The 16808-nt window shown below is 59.2% G+C and carries 25 protein-coding genes; 3 read left to right on the top strand and 22 right to left on the bottom strand.

The annotated features are described in order from the left end of the window. Positions 1-16 precede the first annotated feature (16 nt). The 10 genes from WMO45_RS00305 to WMO45_RS00260 all read right to left on the bottom strand — a co-directional run bounded on the left by WMO45_RS00305 (position 17) and on the right by WMO45_RS00260 (position 7012). A complete protein-coding gene (locus WMO45_RS00305) occupies positions 17-706 on the bottom strand; it encodes a head maturation protease, ClpP-related (RefSeq protein WP_349138630.1) in 690 nt (229 codons plus the stop codon). Next, a complete protein-coding gene (locus WMO45_RS00300; RefSeq protein WP_349138629.1) occupies positions 703-1983 on the bottom strand; it encodes a phage portal protein in 1281 nt (426 codons plus the stop codon). Before WMO45_RS00300 ends, WMO45_RS00305 begins: the two co-directional genes overlap by 4 nt. Continuing rightward, entirely contained in the window at positions 1980-2147 is a 168-nt protein-coding gene (locus tag WMO45_RS00295; protein ID WP_349138628.1) for a hypothetical protein, read from the bottom strand. Before WMO45_RS00295 ends, WMO45_RS00300 begins: the two co-directional genes overlap by 4 nt. A gap of 9 nt (positions 2148-2156) precedes the next feature. Next, on the bottom strand, positions 2157-3902 hold the full coding sequence (locus WMO45_RS00290) for a terminase large subunit (protein WP_349138627.1): 1746 nt from the start codon (positions 3900-3902) through the stop codon (positions 2157-2159). Beyond that, positions 3895-4380 carry a phage terminase small subunit P27 family gene (locus WMO45_RS00285; protein ID WP_349138625.1) on the bottom strand — a complete coding sequence of 162 codons (486 nt, stop codon included), beginning with the start codon at positions 4378-4380 and terminating at the stop codon, positions 3895-3897. The genes WMO45_RS00290 and WMO45_RS00285 overlap by 8 nt, the downstream gene beginning before the upstream one ends. 22 nt (positions 4381-4402) lie before the next feature. Next, on the bottom strand, positions 4403-5089 hold the full coding sequence (locus WMO45_RS00280) for a DNA-methyltransferase (protein ID WP_349138624.1): 687 nt from the start codon (positions 5087-5089) through the stop codon (positions 4403-4405). 262 nt (positions 5090-5351) lie between these two features. Next, on the bottom strand, positions 5352-5723 hold the full coding sequence (locus tag WMO45_RS00275; RefSeq protein ID WP_349138623.1) for a DUF8602 domain-containing protein: 372 nt from the start codon (positions 5721-5723) through the stop codon (positions 5352-5354). Between the two features lie 58 nt (positions 5724-5781). Then, entirely contained in the window at positions 5782-5988 is a 207-nt protein-coding gene (locus WMO45_RS00270) for a cysteine-rich KTR domain-containing protein (protein WP_349138622.1), read from the bottom strand. Between the two features lie 26 nt (positions 5989-6014). After that, a complete protein-coding gene (locus tag WMO45_RS00265) occupies positions 6015-6809 on the bottom strand; it encodes a rolling circle replication-associated protein (protein ID WP_349138621.1) in 795 nt (264 codons plus the stop codon). Next, a complete protein-coding gene (locus tag WMO45_RS00260) occupies positions 6809-7012 on the bottom strand; it encodes a hypothetical protein (RefSeq protein WP_349138620.1) in 204 nt (67 codons plus the stop codon). The genes WMO45_RS00265 and WMO45_RS00260 overlap by 1 nt, the downstream gene beginning before the upstream one ends. Before the next feature lie 288 nt (positions 7013-7300). Between WMO45_RS00260 and WMO45_RS00255 the strand changes: the two genes are divergently transcribed. Further along, entirely contained in the window at positions 7301-7474 is a 174-nt protein-coding gene (locus tag WMO45_RS00255; RefSeq protein WP_349138619.1) for a hypothetical protein, read from the top strand. 20 nt (positions 7475-7494) lie between these two features. After that, on the top strand, positions 7495-7755 hold the full coding sequence (locus tag WMO45_RS00250) for a hypothetical protein (protein WP_349138618.1): 261 nt from the start codon (positions 7495-7497) through the stop codon (positions 7753-7755). Between the two features lie 161 nt (positions 7756-7916). On the opposite strand, the gene WMO45_RS00245 is transcribed toward WMO45_RS00250, so the two are convergent. The 8 genes from WMO45_RS00245 to WMO45_RS00210 form a co-directional block, all read right to left on the bottom strand. Further along, positions 7917-8144, bottom strand: coding sequence for a hypothetical protein (locus WMO45_RS00245; protein WP_349138617.1), 228 nt, complete (start codon positions 8142-8144; stop codon positions 7917-7919). A 312-nt stretch (positions 8145-8456) separates the two neighbouring features. Beyond that, positions 8457-9263, bottom strand: coding sequence for a DNA adenine methylase (locus tag WMO45_RS00240; RefSeq protein WP_349138616.1), 807 nt, complete (start codon positions 9261-9263; stop codon positions 8457-8459). A 162-nt stretch (positions 9264-9425) separates the two neighbouring features. After that, positions 9426-9839: a hypothetical protein gene (locus WMO45_RS00235; RefSeq protein ID WP_349138615.1), complete on the bottom strand. Its 414-nt coding sequence runs from the start codon at positions 9837-9839 to the stop codon at positions 9426-9428. Beyond that, positions 9836-10810 carry a DUF3102 domain-containing protein gene (locus WMO45_RS00230; RefSeq protein ID WP_349138614.1) on the bottom strand — a complete coding sequence of 325 codons (975 nt, stop codon included), beginning with the start codon at positions 10808-10810 and terminating at the stop codon, positions 9836-9838. The genes WMO45_RS00235 and WMO45_RS00230 overlap by 4 nt, the downstream gene beginning before the upstream one ends. Continuing rightward, complete coding sequence (locus tag WMO45_RS00225; protein WP_349138613.1) at positions 10797-11582, bottom strand: ParA family protein; 786 nt, start codon at positions 11580-11582, stop codon at positions 10797-10799. Before WMO45_RS00225 ends, WMO45_RS00230 begins: the two co-directional genes overlap by 14 nt. Positions 11583-11596: 14 nt before the next feature. Further along, positions 11597-11797 carry a hypothetical protein gene (locus tag WMO45_RS00220; RefSeq protein ID WP_349138612.1) on the bottom strand — a complete coding sequence of 67 codons (201 nt, stop codon included), beginning with the start codon at positions 11795-11797 and terminating at the stop codon, positions 11597-11599. Further along, a complete protein-coding gene (locus tag WMO45_RS00215) occupies positions 11794-13278 on the bottom strand; it encodes a replicative DNA helicase (RefSeq protein WP_349138611.1) in 1485 nt (494 codons plus the stop codon). Before WMO45_RS00215 ends, WMO45_RS00220 begins: the two co-directional genes overlap by 4 nt. Then, entirely contained in the window at positions 13272-14072 is an 801-nt protein-coding gene (locus WMO45_RS00210) for a helix-turn-helix domain-containing protein (RefSeq protein WP_349138610.1), read from the bottom strand. The genes WMO45_RS00215 and WMO45_RS00210 overlap by 7 nt, the downstream gene beginning before the upstream one ends. Before the next feature lie 323 nt (positions 14073-14395). Between WMO45_RS00210 and WMO45_RS00205 the strand changes: the two genes are divergently transcribed. Then, positions 14396-15124 carry a hypothetical protein gene (locus WMO45_RS00205; RefSeq protein WP_349138609.1) on the top strand — a complete coding sequence of 243 codons (729 nt, stop codon included), beginning with the start codon at positions 14396-14398 and terminating at the stop codon, positions 15122-15124. A 61-nt stretch (positions 15125-15185) separates the two neighbouring features. Here WMO45_RS00205 and WMO45_RS00200 read toward each other — a convergent pair whose 3' ends face one another. The 4 genes from WMO45_RS00200 to WMO45_RS00185 are packed head-to-tail and all read right to left on the bottom strand — an operon-like array spanning position 15186 to position 16385. Then, entirely contained in the window at positions 15186-15311 is a 126-nt protein-coding gene (locus WMO45_RS00200) for a hypothetical protein (RefSeq protein ID WP_349138608.1), read from the bottom strand. 10 nt (positions 15312-15321) lie between these two features. Further along, positions 15322-15633, bottom strand: coding sequence for a hypothetical protein (locus tag WMO45_RS00195; RefSeq protein WP_349138607.1), 312 nt, complete (start codon positions 15631-15633; stop codon positions 15322-15324). Between the two features lie 47 nt (positions 15634-15680). Beyond that, positions 15681-16130, bottom strand: coding sequence for a helix-turn-helix domain-containing protein (locus WMO45_RS00190; protein WP_349138606.1), 450 nt, complete (start codon positions 16128-16130; stop codon positions 15681-15683). 51 nt (positions 16131-16181) lie between these two features. After that, positions 16182-16385, bottom strand: coding sequence for a helix-turn-helix domain-containing protein (locus WMO45_RS00185; protein ID WP_349138605.1), 204 nt, complete (start codon positions 16383-16385; stop codon positions 16182-16184). Positions 16386-16808: the final 423 nt, after the last annotated feature.

The following is a 16808-nucleotide window of genomic DNA, read 5'->3' as shown; positions in this document are numbered from 1 at the left end:
TGTTGTGATCCTCCAATCAAATTCTGTGTTTCTCCAGTTCCAGACGGGCGGCCAGCCGCCAATCCGGTTCAGGACGGTTCTGGGGCTGCTGCGCCTGCTGATACGCCGCCCGGAGGGCGTCGATATCGGGCAGTCCGAAGGCGTTGACCAGGCTGCCGGGGCTCATGCTCCGGGCGTCCTGGCCCAGGATCTCGTCCACCAGCCCCCGGTCCAGGGCCTCCTGGGCGGTGAGCCAGGTCTCCGCGCTCATCATCCGCCTCAGCTGGGCCCGGTCGCTCTTGCCCCCGGCCTTCAGCTCGTAGGCGTTGAGGATGGCCTCCCGGGTGCTGTCCAGCATGCTGAGGGAACGCTGGTGGGCCACCCGGTCCCCGTCGGTGCAGGTACTGGGCAGATGGATCATCATCTGAGCCACCGGTGAGATGGCCACCGTGCCGCAGCCCAGGCACAGATAGCTGGCCGCGCTGGCCGCCAGGCTCTGGATCTCCGCCCGGGTGGGCAGGCTGCAGGCCTTCAGCACGGAATACATCTCGCTGCCGGCAAAAACCGAGCCGCCGGGGCTGTTGATCTCCAGCACCAGCTCCTCCCCCTCCGGATTGTTGGCGATAGCGTCCCTCACCTGCTGGGGGGAAAACGCGGAATAGCCGAACCACTCATAGATCCACTTGTCCTCATCCGCCGACACGATCCCGTTTAACGTCACTCTCATTGGGTCTCACCTCCTGCATTTTCGGAATTACGGTTGACGCTGAGCTCCACCCATTTGGACAGGGGCACATAATTGAGGGAGGCCAGCCGCTCGTCTCCGCCCTCCACATCCGGCATATCCTCCAGCGCCATGATGTCGTTGACGGAAAAGGCACCGATCTCCCGCATGGTCTTGTACCAGGCGCCGCGGGCGGCGTTATCGCCCCGCAGCTCGGCCATCATGTTGATGCGCAGCTCCAGGCCCTGGCTGACCTGGGAGGGAAAGAGCAGCTTATAGGTCTGCTCCTCCTCGTACTGGGTCACAATGGGGTGAAGGGTGCCCACCACGTACTCGATTCCGTTCTGCTCATTGGAGTTGTAGGACTGCTTCCCCTCCTGTAGCTTGTAAAGGGGGACGCCGAAATACCGGGCAATGTCCCGGATGGCCACCTCTTGGCTCTCAATGAACTGGGCATCTTTGTTGGTCACCGAGATGGCCTTGTAGTCCAGGCCGTAGTCCAGAATGGCCAGCCGGTTGGCGTTGGTGGGGCCGGAGTGGACCCGCTCCCATTCCCGGCGCAGCAAGTCCTTCTTGCTGATCTTCTTGTCCGGGTCCTTTGGGTCTTTCACCAGGCCGCCCAGGTCGGTGTCGGTGCGCAGCACACCGGAGGGCTGTCCCCCATTTTCGTAGTAGCTCAGATCATGCTGCTGCCGGGCTCTGGCTGCGGCGATCACCTCTGCCGCCCGCTGCAGCACCGAGATTCCGTGAATTCCATCCCTGGATGCGCCTTTGTACTGGACCACATCGGCATGAGATAGCGTAAACACGCTGCCTGAGGCCGGATCCTGGACATTGTGCCACACATGGCCTCCAGTATCCCGCCAGGTGTAGACCAGCTCTCCCGGCAGGGGGATCAGCTCGATGATCTCAGCCGTGTAGGGGTTCCGCCGGATCCAATCGTAACTGTTACCCCGGGTCAGTCGGCTGGACTCCAGCAGCTTTTTCCGTACGGATGGTGCCATGGCCTCGTTAGGCCGCACATTCAGCAGCCGCAGCAGAGGCAAGTCCACCCGCTTGCGGCTCACCCGGTCCACACAATAGGTGGGCAGCTTGGCCATGGAGTCGGAGAGGATCTCAATGCACCGGTCCACGGCGGACAATTTGCGGGCATAGGTCTCGCTGGTCTCCGCCCCACCGGATGGGTACCCGGCGGCTGTCAGGGTATCTACCGTTACAGCCCCTCGCACTTGGCGGGAAGGCGACCGAGCCACAGCCCGGATGCCTCTGACAATGCTCATCCATCCTCACCTCCTCCCAGGATATCCAGCACACCGGCCGCCAGGCAGAGCGCACCGGCGGTAATGCAGCCGGCAGGCAGATAAATAAGCCCCGCCCCCAGCGACACCAGCACACCGCCTGCAGCCAGGCATACCCGCCCAAAACAATTCTTGATGTGTTTCAAAACTGCCTCCTACAAGGTAAAGTCCGGCGACTCCAGTGCCCGGGCCAGATCCGGCTTGGCCGCCTCCCGCACCATGGCTGTGGCCATGGCGATGATCCAGGCCACCGTCATGTCGATGCGGCCGATGCTGCGGTTCTTCATGGGCTTCAGGTTCTCGTTGCCGTCCACATGGCAGCGCACATTTCCGAAGCACCACCGGGCCGCCGTATTGTGCTCATGGAGCAACTCATGGGACCGCAGCAGCCGCTCCACCTCCTTCATGGCCGGGGACAGCTCCTTGATGGTCTGGGGGATCTCCACCACATTGACGCCCCGGTCCATGAGCCGTTGGGTCAGAGTACGGCTGAGGTAGGGGTCTACCCCCAAGGTGTCCAGGTCGAACACGCCGGCGCACCAGGCCACCGTCTCCTCGATCATAGAGAAGTCCACCATGTCCCCGGGGCACAGGGTGAGAAACTCCGCCCTGGCCCAGTCCCGATACGGCACATGGTCCCGCTGCTCGGCCTCCACCACCCCGTCCTCCGGCCGCCAGGCCCAGAACAGGGACACCCAGGTGTCCAGCCCCTCCTGGGGCGGGAACAGCAAGGTCAGTGCCGTCAGGTCGGTGGTGGTGGACAGGTCCAGCCCGCCAAAGCATTTCTTGCCCATAAGCCAGTCCCGGACGGCCTGCCGCCGGTCTGTGACCTTCAGGCCCTGCCACTCCTCCCGGTTCCACTGGGTCTTGTCGTACAGTCCCAGGGGCAGCCAGCCCACCGTATGGGTGGCGATCCACTGGTTGAGCCGCAGCCACCGGAAGAGTCGCTCTGCGCTTTCACTCTGTTTGGCCGCTCTGGCCTCCCGCCGGAAGTCCCGCAGCTTCAGGTTGTGCCCAAGGCCCGGGTTACAGGCGTACCACACGGCCTCGTCGTAGATATCCAGCTCCGCGATCTTGTCCGGATCGTCGCCGGTGAGGACAGAAACGCCGTACATGATGGGACACCAGGCCGGATCGTCGGCATCCAGCTCCCGCTCGGGCTCCCCCCGCCGCCAGGCCAGGATGCGCCGGCACTTCTCATGGATCTCCCAGCCGATGCTCTTCCGGTCCGGGTCGTCGCCGGCGGTGGTGAGGACGATGACCGCCTGCTGCCGCCGGGCGGCGTTGGAGCCTGCGGTGAGCACGTCCCACAGCCGCCGGTTGGGCTGGGCATGCAGCTCATCAAAGATGATGGCGCTGAAGGAGTAGCCGTGCTTGGTCTCGGCGTCGGCGGAGTACACCTTCAGTACACCGCCGTACTTGGTATGGATCTCCCGCTTGGAGTCCACCGCCCAGGCGATGGGGTCGTGCTCCGGCTGGCCCAGGCAGGTATGCTCCACCATGTACTTGGCGGCGTCATAGACCTGGGCGGCGTTGTCCTTGTCGGAGGAGAAGATGCCTACCTTTGGCCGCTTCTCCCCGTCCCACAGCAGGTGGTACAGCCCCAGCCCGGCGGAAAACTCCGTCTTGCCGTTCTTCTTGGGCAGCTCGTCGTAGAGGAAACGCCGGTAACGGCTCCAGCTGCCGTCCTCGTCCTGCTCCTGGACGCCGTAGAAGTTCCTGATGGCATCCAGCTCCCAGTCCAGCAGCTGGAAGGGCTCCCCCGCCCACTCGTTGGAGCCGAAGCACAGCAGGGAGAAGAAGTCCAGCACGTCCTGCACCGCCTGCTCGCTGTACCGCAGCACCGCGCCGTCATCCGGGGCGCACACCGTCACCGGTCCCAGCTGGAGCAGTTCAGGCACGGGCCATCCGCTCCTCCATCATCTGCTCAAAGGGGTTTTTCTCCTTAGGCCTGGCCCCCTCCGGCAGCACCAGACGGCAACGGCTGGTGATGGTCATGCCCAGGTCATTGGCGCAGGCCCTGGCCTGCTTGAAGCAGGTGTCCTGGATCTTGGTCCACTTCTCCGCCAGGACGGAGTTCTCGGCCGCCAGGGCCTCCCCCGCCATCTTGCAGGCCTGGGCATATTGGGCCTGAGCCACCACATAGCGGCCCAGGGTATCCCGGTCCAGCTGAGCCGCCCCCATGTCGGCGGCCAACAGCTCCTTGGCCAGGGCCCGGAACTCCTTCCGGTGTTCCTCCGGCAACCACTTGGGCAAGCGCATGGTTTTGGGCTTGGGCAGGTCCACTTCCCGAGCCGCCCGCTGGGCCTTTTCGCTTTTGCTCAGGTGCTTCCGGCCGTTTCCCTCCAGCACGCTCAGCTTTTGCCTGGGTCCAGGCATACCTTTCCCTCCTCTCCCAGCCTTACGGCTCCGGCGCATTCCACTTATCCACCCGTGCCTGGGCTGTCTTAAAATATCCATGGTCCCGTTCAAAGCCCACAAAGCGCCGCCCGGCGTTTAAGCAGGCCACTGCGGTAGAGCCACCCCCCATGCAGTTGTCCAGCACCAGATCCCCCGGATCGGTATAGGTCCGCACCAGGTATTCCAGCAGCGCCACCGGTTTCTGGGTGGGGTGAAAACGCCGCTCCTTCCGGTTATGGAAGCGAAGGACCGAGCGCGGATAGTTGGTAAAACGCTGCACGCTCTCCTTGCCCATGGGGCGATAGACGCCGCCCTTGCGTTCGCCGTGCCTCACCACCGGACGTTCCAGCGGGATCAGCCCCTGGGGGTGGTATTTGGGCAGGCGCTGGTAAAAAACCAGTATCAACTCATGGGAGCGCATGGGCATCCGGTTGGCGTTGGCATAGCCCACAGGGGCGCTTTTTTCCCACACCAGGTCATACCGGAAGAGCTTCCGGGCGCTGTTGATAAGATCGGTGGCGAAGGGCTGGGCCGCAAAGAGCACCAGCGCCCCCCGTGACTTGAGTACCCGCCGGTACTGTTCCCACAGAGGCTGGAATGGAATTACCGTATCCCATGCACAGTTGGTAGTCCCGTAGGGCAGGTCGCACAGCACCAGGTCCACACTCCCGGTCTCCAGCCGGCTCATACCCACCAAACAGTCGCAGTTGTGCAGTCGGATCTGCCGATTTCGCTCGATGTCGATTCCTCCTCTCGATGCCCGGCCAGGCGCTCTTGTTTCTCCGTGGGGAAAAAATCCCCCACGGAGGGGGCCGCACGGTCTTACCGCACCCCCCTCGAAACTTTTCCAGGGCGGGGGGAGGTGCTGGCAAGCCACAGGCTTGCCGCGGGCACCCGGGCACATAGCGCACCCACGTACGTGCGCCCAAGCCTTCCCCCCGGAATAGGCCTTAGCCTCTTGTCTTTTCCCGCCGGTTTTGCGCCTGTTCCAACGCCGTCTTGCGGTCGTGACAGGACTTGCACAGGGATTGCAGATTGCTCTTGTCGATGAACCGCTGCCACTCCCCTCGGTGAGGCCTGACGTGGTCCACCACGGTGGCCCGGGTGCGGATACCCCGGCATGCGCACTCCCGGCACCAAGGCTCCCGCAGGAGCTGAGCCGGCCGCAGGTCGTCCGTCCAGACCGGCAGACTGTACCAGGCGTGGTATTCCGCCGACGCTCTGCGGGCCGCCGGCTTTGGTTTATGGCTGGAGCAATAACCCTCCCGAGTGAGGGCAGCGCACCCAGGGTGTCTGCATGGACGCAGCGGCTTTAAGGCCACGGGCTATCACCTCCGGACAAAACAAAAAGCCGGTGCCGACGCTCCCCCACTCGGGAAGTCATCGGCACCGGCTCTGAAAGCACTGGCCCTGTTCGATATCCACCATCGTCTCCGTCCGGCAGTCCCGGCAGTAGACGATGAGATTTTTCGCCGTGGTTTCCGGCCTCACCTGGAGTACCTTCCGCCTGCGGCAGGACGGACACATCAGCCATCCATCCTTCACGATAAGTTTACCACACTCACACTCTTTTTTCAACTTTTCCACTCACTTTCTATGGCCTTTTTTACTTGTTACACCTGGTTTCCAGACCGAATAAAGACGCGAGGGCTGTTTCGTTGTCGCTTGCGCGGCGGCCTGGTCCCTTTTCTCTCCTTTCTAACTGGCAAATAATATTTGATGGTGGTAAACACCCCGAACTCGTTCTCCACCGGCGGCGGCGAGCTGAGGATAATGGCGCCCGGCGGCGGCACTACCGTTAGATTATCCTTAACGATTTCGCTCTCCACCTTAGGTTTTTTCAATCCAATGGAAGCCGCCCAAGTGCGGGCACCGATCTCCGGTTTTCCGCATTCCCTTGGTTCCTTGGTCAGATACTTGGCCAGAGCCTCGTATCCCTGCCACAGGTCCAGCGGTTCCAGTTCCACCTCCCCATAGGGCCAGAGGGAGCGAATCACTTCCAGATCCGCCCCGGTACCATTTAATATCATGTGGTGGTGGAGCCGCCCGCCTTCCGCGCTGAGCTGTTCGGTCACGTAGATGTATTTCATCTCCTGACCTCTGGCTTTTCGATGCATCCGCAGCAGGCGGATGAGCTTCTTCAGCCGCTTTACCGCCTCCGGTCTGGTCGCCGGCAGATGTTCATCGTCATATGTAAAGACCAGGTGGAGATCCCGGCGGGTGAAGTTGGCAGCCAGCTCCAGCTCCAGCTTCTGCCACGATCGTTTCAGGTTCATACGCTCCTGTGCGGCGGACGAGATCTCTCGCAAAGCCCGGCGCTCCCGCTCTGAGCTGCGGGGCGTCGGTATGGTATAGCACCCAACGATCACCAGCTGCCCGGCAGTAACGGTTTTCACACGTTTTGCCATCAGTAAACCTCTTTAAAGCGGTTGATATAGTGGGCCTGCCAAATCGCCTCAGGCTGGTGGAGGGAGAGCATCTTCTCCCGTACCAGTTTGTCCACCACCCGGCCGATGCTGGGTTGATTATCCATCTGGGCCAGCCGCTCCAGGTTGGCGGCGGTCTGAGCCGTTACAAGCATGGAAATGCGTCGCAAATTTTTCTTTCCCATTCTTTCTATCCCTCCTGTATTTCCAGCCGATCAAGCAATGCATTTAAGTGGTCAATGTTTGCCAGCGCCGCCTCCATGTGCTCTGCCGCATTGCGCAAGATGGTACACCCGCTGACGGAACAATGGTGCTCATATCCACAGCCAAGGCAAGCTATGGATCCTGTTTCGACCTTCAGCCGCTTTACCGCCCGAAGAGTCGTTATATAATCCATCGTGGTCAATATTGCCGCCTTCTTTCTATTGCTATAAGCCGCCGCCTGTGGGCAAGCTATCATCGGAGGTGATCGCATGGAACCCACGTACAGCGATCTGTACACCCACTTGAAAAAGGATCCGGATATGGAGGCCTACTTTTCACAGCTTCCCGGCTATATCCAAGCACAGATCCGGGCCCGTGAACACCAGCCCGCCTCTCTGGAGGATCTCAAACGCATGGCCAACGAGGCCAAACAGGTATTTTGAACAATCGTTGAGGTGATAATATGGCGAAACAAGGCATGGCCCGTCCCGAATGGACCCACACCGAGCCCCGAAACGCAGAGCCTCCCGTGCCCGAGATTCAGGGCAAGGCCAAGCATGGGAAGGAAAAGGCCAATCCCATCATTGCAGGCACTTCCGGCCCCCATATGAAGGTCTGGCATGAGAAACCCATCTCTTCAAGGGTCTACCCGGTGCTGGACACCGACCTGGCCCGGGATAACGTGGAAAACGACCTTCCCGCAGCCGATCTGGAAGATCTGTGACCTATATTCCGCTGTACCGCCCGTTGTGGGCGGTACTTTTTTGTCCTGCTCCGGCCCTCTGCCGGACGCCCCGCTTCGCAGCAGGGCCCCGGCAGAGAAAAAGGAAAGAGAGGTCGGGTGAGCGAGTGCTCTCACCCGGCAGAGAGCCGGAGCCAATACATCTATTCCACTTGCTGCGGCCGTACCAGCCACCACAGAACGCTATCCCCATGAGGACATACACCGTCTACAAAATCGCACTCATGCAGGTTGTAGTGTCTGCCATCCTCATCCGTTGCCTCCACCGTGGGGCAGCGGTCGCAGCAGGCCTCCTTGAACGCCTTCTCCCAGGGTTCATCCCGTCCATAGCAGACACCGCTCAGAAAAGCCGCCAGCTCCCGGTCGCTCATGGCTCTGATCCGGTCAGCGTTTGTTATCGGTTTTATCGAAATCATCCCCTCGTATGACACGGAAGGACGCCCGACGTCTCCGTGCCTCACGCTCTGCGGCCGCCATGCGTTGTATCTCGTACTTGACCGGAAACTTGTGTTTATCACACTCCGTACGCCGTTGGCTGCGCTTACTGAGGTCCCCATCATAGTACCGGCACTCATCACAGCAGTAACAGATCTCCTCAACCTGTTGCACCTCACCCGGTGTAAAGTACCATGACTCCAACTCAGCACTGTACACGCAGTGATCACACTGGCACCCGTGGCAGTTCATCCCGTCCACAGACTTTCTTGTACCGTCGGCGCGAAATTAGACCACAGCACCTCAATCCTGGCCCCACCGGTCTGGGCCCTGGCCGCAATCTCTTCCCGGTGCCATCCCCGCAGCATATCATGATAGAGGTCACTATCATATCCAGATAGGAGCACCGGCCCCTGATGGTTCAGCAATGCCTTCAGCAACTCTTCGTGCTGCCCGTCGGTCATCTCGTGACGATACTGCTTGCCATGCCGTGTCCCCAGCATATATGGCGGGTCAGCGTAGATGAGTACGTTTGGAAAATTGAAACGCCTGATCAGCTCTACGGCTGGCCTACACTCAATCTGAACATTTCGCAGTCGCTCTGCCGCTTGCCGGATGGCCTCGGGCGTCTTGCACCAACATCCGGCGGCATATGCGGCCTCCCGCCCCTGCACATCGTTTTTCCAGCCCACCTTCTCCCCGGTAGTGCGGAAACCGTGTCCCATCATCATGCGGATGTAGAAGTCCACTGCCCGCCGGAATGGGTCCGTCTCTATGTACTGGGCAGCCCAGGCCCGCTCATATTCCGCCCTGGCGTATGGTGTCCAATAGATGGCCTCGGCCAGCCGCTCCGGGTCCTCTCTGATCTGCCAAAACAAGTTGACCACATCTCCATCCAGGTCGTTGACAGTCTCGATAGGGCTCCGTCTCTTATTAAACAGCACCGCTCCGCTACCGAAAAATGGCTCCAGATAGCTGTGGTGTTCCGGAAAATGTCCAATGATCCAGTTTGCAATCGCCCACTTGGCGCCCGGATACTTGATGACCGACCTCATGATCGGTCACCTTTTGTGTCCAATTCGGACACATCCGCTCCGCGCTCCATTGCGTCCTCCAGGTTCTTCAGCTTGCACAGGGCCCTATACGCACAGGGCGGAATAGGCGCAAGGTCCACTCCCTCAATGCCCCAGCAGCCGCCCCAGTTCCAGGTAAGACGCTCATCCACGGCTCCCCACCTCCGCTCTGGCCGCCCGCATCTCCTCCAGCATCGCCAGCTGGTCCTCCAGATAGTGGACCTCCATGCCAGTCACTTTGGACGCCTTCTGGCGGAGCTTTTCAAAGGCATATTCCTCGTCCACCTCAGTCCGCATCCGCTCCAGCTCGTCGGTATTTTCCTGAAGGGCTCCGAAAAACTTCTGCATTCCCTTCGGTCCATATCCATAGGCATCCGCAATAGAGCACACCATCAGCCACATGGCCCGCTGGGTGTGGGCATCGGCCTCGGCCTGTACGGTGGCATCCCGGGCGGCCTTTTCAAGCCCGGCCCGAACAGCCGCCTGCCGGGCCAGTACCTGGGCATAGGTCATGCCCTGTGGCTTGCCCGGGCGGCCACGTTTTCCCTTTCCACTCATTCCGCGCACCTCCCAATGGCCTCGGCCAGAGCCTTCAAGGCCTTCTCCATATCCTGGACAGCGGTCTGATCCTCCCGGCCCCGTGCCTTCAGTAGCAGACCGTGGAGCTTGTTGGCCAGCTCCTGCCCCTGGTTGAAGAGCACCTCGAACTGCGCCAGCTCCTTGTCGCCGGCAATGGCAGCTTTCTTGTCCGACTTGTCCCGCTCCTCCAGAGATCGCTTCAGAAACTCCACAGAGGCCTCCGCCTGTTTCTGCTTGTCCCGTGCCTTTGCCGCCGCCTCTTTGGCCTTGTCCAGCTTGGCCTGCATCTCGGCGATGGCGTCGGCCCTGGCCTTTTCAATGGCATCCTGATCTACTACGGTCTCCACGGCCACGTCCACCGGCTGGGCCTTCACCTCGGCCAGTTCAGCCTCCAAACGGGCAACCTCCTGCACGGCCCGCTCCCGATCCTCCCGGGCCCCAGCCAAACGGGCGTTGAGAAACTTCATATCCTCCGCCATCTTGTCCCTGGCCTGCTCTGCAGCCCGCTGGTCCGCCGCGGCCTGCTCGGCGGCGACTTTGGCCTCGTCCCGCTCCTTGATGGCCTGCTCCAGCTGACGGGTAGTCATATCGATCACGTTGTGATCAGCCACAAACTGCTCCCGTTCATCCGGTGGCAAGGCCAACAGCTTCAGTGCCTTGGTTGCCCCCAAATCCGCAATCGCTTGCGGATTTGAAAACTCCCTTGCCAAGCGCATAAAATTCTGTGCCGTTTTCTCGGAATATCCCACTTTCTCAGCCAGCCACGGAAGCCACTCCCCGTGGGGCAACATATCTTTGGCTTCGATGAGGCACTTTCCAATGGTGAGGACAGCCTCCCCACCTTTCCGTTGTGCGTCCAAGATGTCAACGGTGATGACTTCAATGGTCCTGCCCTCCGCAGGCGGGGCCATGGTCTGGGCGATGAGCGCCCCCAGGTCAGGCCTGCCCATACCGGATACCCTCCTTTTCCGCCAGCTCAGCCACCCAGGCCCGGTAATCCCGGGCCGCTGAGCAGAAGGGGCTCCAGGCCTGGACCGCCATCCGGGCCCAGGAGCTCTCGGGCACCTTGTCTGTGCGCCGGATGACCGTATCGTACACCGGCACCATGCCCTCCTCCCGGAGGTAGGCCACCGAGTCCTCCACCACGGGGGAGCGGTGCCACTGATTGACCAGCACCCCGGACACCCGCAGCGCCGGGTGGAGGGACCGCAGGCTCGCAATCTGGTCCACCAGATCCCCCACGCCAGTGGCGGAACATGCGTCGGACAGAACAGGGATGATCACCGCGTCGCTGGCCAGGATGGCAGACACACAGGCAGCGGACAGGTTGGGTGGGCAGTCGATGACCATCACATCATAGGCCCCATCCTCCTCCATGGCCTCCCGCATATCCCGCAGCGCCCGGTAACACCGCCCCCGGTCCCCGCCGGCGGCCTCCAGATCCAACGCCCACAGATCTTCCGCCGCCGGCAAAACATCCAATCCGGGGACATCGGTGGAAATCGTCAGCTCATCATAGCAGATTACCAACCCCCGCAGCAGGGCGCCCAGTCCGGCATATTCGCCAGGAGGCAGCAGGATCTGCGTGGCGTTGGCCTGCCCGTCGGCGTCCACCAGCAGCACCCTCAGCTGGCAGCTGGTAGCCAGCACATAGGCCAGATTGACGGCGGTGGTGGTCTTCCCCACCCCGCCCTTTCGATTCACGATGGCAAAGGTTTTCATGCACAAAACACTCCTTATCGTTTCTGAATCGGGAAGCACTCCCGGATGGTCTCATTGCCCACCTTGGCCTCGGCCAGGTAATACCGCCGGGCCGGATGTATGTAGACGATCCTGCCGGTGACCGACCGCAACTTGCGCACATGGTCCGCCCGCTCGCCGCTGACTTCATGCTCAAATGCCGCCGGCGTCCAGGTAATCTTATCCCCCACTCTCATGTTCTGCCGCCTCCTCCAGAGCCTGGACAGCCAGCGCCAGTGCCTGCGCCACCTGCAGGTGGTCCGCCGGGAAGCTGCTGGTCTGCGCCATAGCCTCCCGGCGCAGGATCTCCAGCCGCAACAGCTCCGCCGCTTGGGGCTTGTCCATGCCGGTCTCCTTTCTGATCGAAGGGGTCATCACAGTCCCCTGCAATCTCGGTAAACTGTACCTGCTTGTACTCCGGCTCCCGCCGCGTTCTGGGTGCGGGAGCGTCCACCGCCGACTCATACAGTCGTTGATGAGCGCCGTCGAAGGCCAGATAGATCTTGCCGGTCTCGCCCTCCTTGTTTTTGGCAATGTGCAATACCCGGCGGCTGTTGGGGGTGTCCTCCTCCTTGTAGAGCAGCATGGCTACATCGGCATCCTGCTCGATCTGCCCCGACTCCCGCAGGGAGGCCAGGGTGGGGGCCTTCACCCCGTCTCCGCCCTTCTCCGGACGGGACAGCTGAGACAGCGCCACCACCGTGATGCCGGTGCTCTGGGACATCTGGTGCAGCCCGATGCTGATACCGGCCACCTCTTCGGTGCGGCTGCGCCGCTTGTCCCCTTGGATGAGCTGTAAGTAGTCGATGAAAATGGCGTCATATCCCCGGCTGAGGGCGGAGGAGCGGATCTCATCCACCGTCATACCACTGGCAGGCACCCACTCCAGCTTGGGCTGAATCAGCCGGTGAGAGGCCAGTGCCAGGGCCTTGTAATCCTCCTCTGTCAGCTCGGAGCGTTTGATCTTTCCGAAGTCCAGCCGCATATTGCAGGCAATCAGCCGGTCCTCCAGCTTGGCCTCTCCGGTCTCCAGGGAATAAAAGCCCACCTTCCTGCCCAGCTTGGCCCAGTGCCAGGCAAACTGGATGGCCAACAGCGTCTTGCCGGCGGAAGCATACCCACCCAGCACCACCATGTCGCCTCGGTCCACGAAGAGCCGGTCGTTGAGCTTGTTCAGCCCCCAGGTGAGATATGTCTTTTTCGTCTTGTGTCGGTCGTAAAAATCCAGCAGCGCCTGCTCCATGGTGACGTAGCGCAGTCCAGGCTTGTCCACCATCAGGGCATTGCCGTCGGCCAGACACTTGGCAGCGTCCTCCAGGCTGCCTGCCTGGGCCAGCCGCTCCCCCATCCGGCACAGTTGGTAGAGTCTGGCCTGCTCTTTCAGTACGGAGACATACTCCCAGATGTTGGCCGCCGTAGGGGTCTTGTCCATCAGGGCCATGAGGTACTCCCGCCAAGGCTGCTGTTCCGACGCCCCCAGCAGGGGGAGCAGCAGAACGGGGTCTACCGTCTGCCCCGCCACAAACAGCTGACGGATGGCCTGATAGGTCATGCGGTGCCTGGGTGTGACGAAGTCCCGGTCCTGCACTTTGGCCAGCACCTCCCCAACCAGCTCCGGCGAGATCAGCAGGGATCCCAGTACTGCCTCCTGGGCGGCCTCCATGTCCTGGATCACCATACCGGCACACCGTCCCTCTCAACCACCCGCTGGGGCGTGGGCGCCTGTCCCTGAGCTGAAGCCGGCACATCCTCCCACCGACGCTTGCGCAGCCACCGGCAGGCGTAGGGAATGCCGATGCCCCGCTGCCATTCCTCACTGGCCTTCTGCTGGCCCAGCGCCCTGGCCATCCGATCGATGAGGGCGTCGTCCGGCTGGAGCTTGTCCCACTCCTCCACCGCCCCCATCCGGTCCTCACCTCTGGGGTAATAATCCCAGAAGGCCTCAAACCGCTCTGGCTTCCAGGTCGGGACTGACTTGGGCCTCCGCTGTCGCTTTTTTCGTTCAGGCCTTTCCCCCTCTGGGGAACTATGGGGGTTTATTAAGTCTTTACTTTGTAGTTCTTTATTTAATTGCGTCGGATTTTCCGACGACGGGTCAGCCAACGTTGGTTCATCCGACGTTGGAAAACCCGACAATGGTGCGTCTCCCTCCATAGTCGGGTTTTCCGACAATGGCTCTGAATGGTCTCGGATGGTGTACACCATGCCGGTAAACTTGCCGCTTTCTCCGTGGGAGCGCGCCCTGGTCAGATACCCGGCCTGCTCCATCTCATTCAGAGCAGAGCGGATGGCATCCCGTCCACAGCCGGCCACCGTGGCCAGCCCTGCCACGCTGTAGTCCCAGTCCTCAGGCAGGGAGAGGATGATGGCAAACAGTCCCTTGGTTTTCAGGGACAGATTGGCATCCCGCAGGATCCCGTTCGGCAGCACAGTATATCCGCTGCTGCGCTGGACGCGGATCACATCGGACATGAGCCGTCACCTCCTCTCCCCCTTGTAATTTCCTGCTGTTTGTGGTATCACAATTATAATTTTCATACACAAAAACCATCATTTGTCCTGTTGTCTGCGCCCACAGACAATCGAGCTTTTTTACTTTTTATACCAGCCAGAGTGTCCAGATGTAGATCAGATATCGTTTGTCACCAATACCATCCTACTGCGACTCTAGCGACTCTAGCCACTCAACCACTGGTCATCTAATTCATTAGACAGATTCCTATTTTGTACATACGCTCTGCTTGTTCCCCTCCCCCATTTATGTTAGAATATAGGTAAAGGGAGCGGGATATTTTATGGAACAATATAAGAATTTTATATTTATACCAAAGCACAGAATTCAAATTCCATCTGATATATCTGCGGAATCTATAAATCCTTTTTCCTATGTGCTGGATTGCGTTTCTTTTTTGTTCTCCCAGTATATCCCGACCATAATAGAAAAACCGTTGACTGTTTTCATTCGTTGTGGTATGCATGATCCACAGTGCGTCAGAGAAGCGCACGCGATTTTCCTTAATTGTGAAATTTTCTCATGGTCCCAGGCAGCATTTCAATTTGCCCATGAACTGTGCCACTACTGTATACCAGATGATGTTCCAGGAAATTTGCGTTGGCTAGAGGAAAGCATATGTCAAACTGCTTCAGTCTTTTTTCTCCGCCGTTTAACACAGTTCTGGAAAGCAACCAGCATCCAATATCGCACAGTTGATGGGCGGCTCTATGCAGATTGTTTTACTGAGTATGCCGAAGACAACATGCAAACAACCGAACCAGTTAATCTAAAGACACAGGAAACAATTATGGACTTGGAAAGCAACTGCTACCAACGCAATAAAAACAGATATATTGCCAGCCAGCTTCTTCCAATTTTTACAAGAAACCCATTGCTCTGGTCTGCCGTTCCTACACTTTGCAATCTTTGTCCGAATCAGTCATTGCAAGCATCTCTCGATGAATGGCTTCAAGCTGAACCTCAAGAGATTTACCCCGGCTTGCTTCAACTGCGATCTTTATTCGCCTAGACACTTCCATGTTGTACGGCCCATTGTCTCCTTGTGGTCCAGGATCCCCGACGTGCGACATTTAATCACCTCCTTGCAAATAGGAGATATTTGTGATATCATAATGATGGTTTTCATGCACAAAAACCATTGTTGGCCCTGCTGTCTGTGCCCGCAGACAGTGGGGTCTCTCTTTTTGCTTTTTCATGGGCTCCCTCCTACCAGATTCCCATGTCGATCATCACTTTGGTGGCAACCTTCTTAATCATTTCCCGGTTGGCCGCCCGCTCCTCTTCACTGACCTCAATGTCCTTATGAGGCGTAAAACACAGGGTAGTACCCAGCTTCTCTCCCGAGTCCATGGTAGCGCTCTCGTCCACCAACACTCGTTTCCCCGACATCTCGGTCAGCCAATGCAGCCCCTTCCGGCGGGTCATAATGGTATCTACTTCATGCCGGCCAATTTTTTCATGGATGATCTTGGTAGTGACCACCAGCTCCTCCAAGGGCTCAATATTTAAATCCTGCATATGTACCGCACCTCCCTCATTTTGTTGTATGCACTCCCAAGGCTGTCCTATGAGGATTCCCGGGCACAGCGCAGCTCCAGCGCAGCCTCAACGATCTCCTGGAGGTCCTCCATGATGGCATTGAACTCGGCCCGCTCGCTGGCGTCAATGACGTTGTCCTCGGTGATCCGCAAGAGCCGCCGGTCGGCGTGGGACTCTGCGAAGAGAAAAATGCGGTTGGTCAGCTTGGCGCTGGCCTCCAGAACGGATCTGGGCCGTACCTCCGGCACCACGCTGCTGTACAGGGCGTTGGTCTCCCGCAGATGCTGGAAGGCCAGGTGCTGGGCGTTGTACAGGATCACCATCAGCTCCACCACCTCATTGGGAGGCACCCGCTGTCCGGTTTCATAGGCCCGCAGGCTCTCCACGCTGATTCCCAGCCGCTCCGCTGCCGCTTCCTGAGTCAACCCAGCGGCCTTGCGGCAGGTTTTATAGATATTCCGGCAATCGTCCGGCATGGTTATCTCCTCCTTGACAAGGTAAAATGGTTATGGGGCTCAGCTGGCTTCTCAGTCTGACTGTCCAGGCCCGGCCCGGCCATAGAGCGCGTCGATGGTACAGTGAAGCAGATCAGCCAATACCGGAAGTTTGTCCGCATTGGGCATAGCCAGCCCTGTTTCCCACTTTCGAACGGCAACCTTGGATACGCCCAGGCAATCCGCCACCTGCATCCGAGTCAAACCCATGGCCTCTCTGCGTTCCTTAATCCTCATATAGCCTCACCCCCTTTGGGTCTTGTTCGAATCTGTTCTATGTGGTATGATGAAACCACAAGTTTCCAGGTGGTTCTATTTATGCTTACAAAATATTTCAGGAAAGTCTTGGACACAATTCTCTTCATTACCTGCGCATCAACGTCTCAAATCTTCTCAAAATAGGTGGATATTCCGGCCTTCTTTGTTGCAGTTTGCTCACTTATCGTGTCGATAATAGCGCTACTACGGACATAATAAGTGAGACACTGGAAATGGCGAGTCGTATGAATGGGCCTATACTCATCGTGATTTTCCTCCCCTCATGTTCCCCGGTAAACCTGTGGTTTGCTACAGTTTAATCATAAACTCGATATCGCGCATTGTCAATCTTTTAGCTCGATATCGCGCATTTTTTGTCATGCTATTCACTTTCTTTTTTAT

Origin of the sequence: Flavonifractor hominis, assembly GCF_040095835.1 — a bacterium.
Lineage (GTDB): Bacteria > Bacillota > Clostridia > Oscillospirales > Oscillospiraceae > Flavonifractor > Flavonifractor hominis.
This window is presented reverse-complemented; position numbering and strand designations above follow the sequence as displayed.

Excerpts from the sequence above, each read along its gene's own strand:
- WMO45_RS00305 (WP_349138630.1), bottom strand. The coding sequence starts at position 706 with ATGAGAGTGACGTTAAACGGGATCGTGTCGGCGGATGAGGACAAGTGG.
- WMO45_RS00300 (WP_349138629.1), bottom strand. The coding sequence starts at position 1,983 with ATGAGCATTGTCAGAGGCATCCGGGCTGTGGCTCGGTCGCCTTCCCGC.
- WMO45_RS00285 (WP_349138625.1), bottom strand. The coding sequence starts at position 4,380 with ATGCCTGGACCCAGGCAAAAGCTGAGCGTGCTGGAGGGAAACGGCCGG.
- WMO45_RS00280 (WP_349138624.1), bottom strand. The coding sequence starts at position 5,089 with ATGAGCCGGCTGGAGACCGGGAGTGTGGACCTGGTGCTGTGCGACCTG.
- WMO45_RS00265 (WP_349138621.1), bottom strand. The coding sequence starts at position 6,809 with ATGGCAAAACGTGTGAAAACCGTTACTGCCGGGCAGCTGGTGATCGTT.
- WMO45_RS00260 (WP_349138620.1), bottom strand. The coding sequence starts at position 7,012 with ATGGGAAAGAAAAATTTGCGACGCATTTCCATGCTTGTAACGGCTCAG.
- WMO45_RS00255 (WP_349138619.1), top strand. The coding sequence starts at position 7,301 with ATGGAACCCACGTACAGCGATCTGTACACCCACTTGAAAAAGGATCCG.
- WMO45_RS00250 (WP_349138618.1), top strand. The coding sequence starts at position 7,495 with ATGGCGAAACAAGGCATGGCCCGTCCCGAATGGACCCACACCGAGCCC.
- WMO45_RS00245 (WP_349138617.1), bottom strand. The coding sequence starts at position 8,144 with ATGAGCGACCGGGAGCTGGCGGCTTTTCTGAGCGGTGTCTGCTATGGA.
- WMO45_RS00240 (WP_349138616.1), bottom strand. The coding sequence starts at position 9,263 with ATGAGGTCGGTCATCAAGTATCCGGGCGCCAAGTGGGCGATTGCAAAC.
- WMO45_RS00235 (WP_349138615.1), bottom strand. The coding sequence starts at position 9,839 with ATGAGTGGAAAGGGAAAACGTGGCCGCCCGGGCAAGCCACAGGGCATG.
- WMO45_RS00230 (WP_349138614.1), bottom strand. The coding sequence starts at position 10,810 with ATGGGCAGGCCTGACCTGGGGGCGCTCATCGCCCAGACCATGGCCCCG.
- WMO45_RS00225 (WP_349138613.1), bottom strand. The coding sequence starts at position 11,582 with ATGAAAACCTTTGCCATCGTGAATCGAAAGGGCGGGGTGGGGAAGACC.
- WMO45_RS00220 (WP_349138612.1), bottom strand. The coding sequence starts at position 11,797 with ATGAGAGTGGGGGATAAGATTACCTGGACGCCGGCGGCATTTGAGCAT.
- WMO45_RS00215 (WP_349138611.1), bottom strand. The coding sequence starts at position 13,278 with ATGGTGATCCAGGACATGGAGGCCGCCCAGGAGGCAGTACTGGGATCC.
- WMO45_RS00210 (WP_349138610.1), bottom strand. The coding sequence starts at position 14,072 with ATGTCCGATGTGATCCGCGTCCAGCGCAGCAGCGGATATACTGTGCTG.
- WMO45_RS00205 (WP_349138609.1), top strand. The coding sequence starts at position 14,396 with ATGGAACAATATAAGAATTTTATATTTATACCAAAGCACAGAATTCAA.
- WMO45_RS00200 (WP_349138608.1), bottom strand. The coding sequence starts at position 15,311 with ATGAAAAAGCAAAAAGAGAGACCCCACTGTCTGCGGGCACAGACAGCA.
- WMO45_RS00195 (WP_349138607.1), bottom strand. The coding sequence starts at position 15,633 with ATGCAGGATTTAAATATTGAGCCCTTGGAGGAGCTGGTGGTCACTACC.
- WMO45_RS00190 (WP_349138606.1), bottom strand. The coding sequence starts at position 16,130 with ATGCCGGACGATTGCCGGAATATCTATAAAACCTGCCGCAAGGCCGCT.
- WMO45_RS00185 (WP_349138605.1), bottom strand. The coding sequence starts at position 16,385 with ATGAGGATTAAGGAACGCAGAGAGGCCATGGGTTTGACTCGGATGCAG.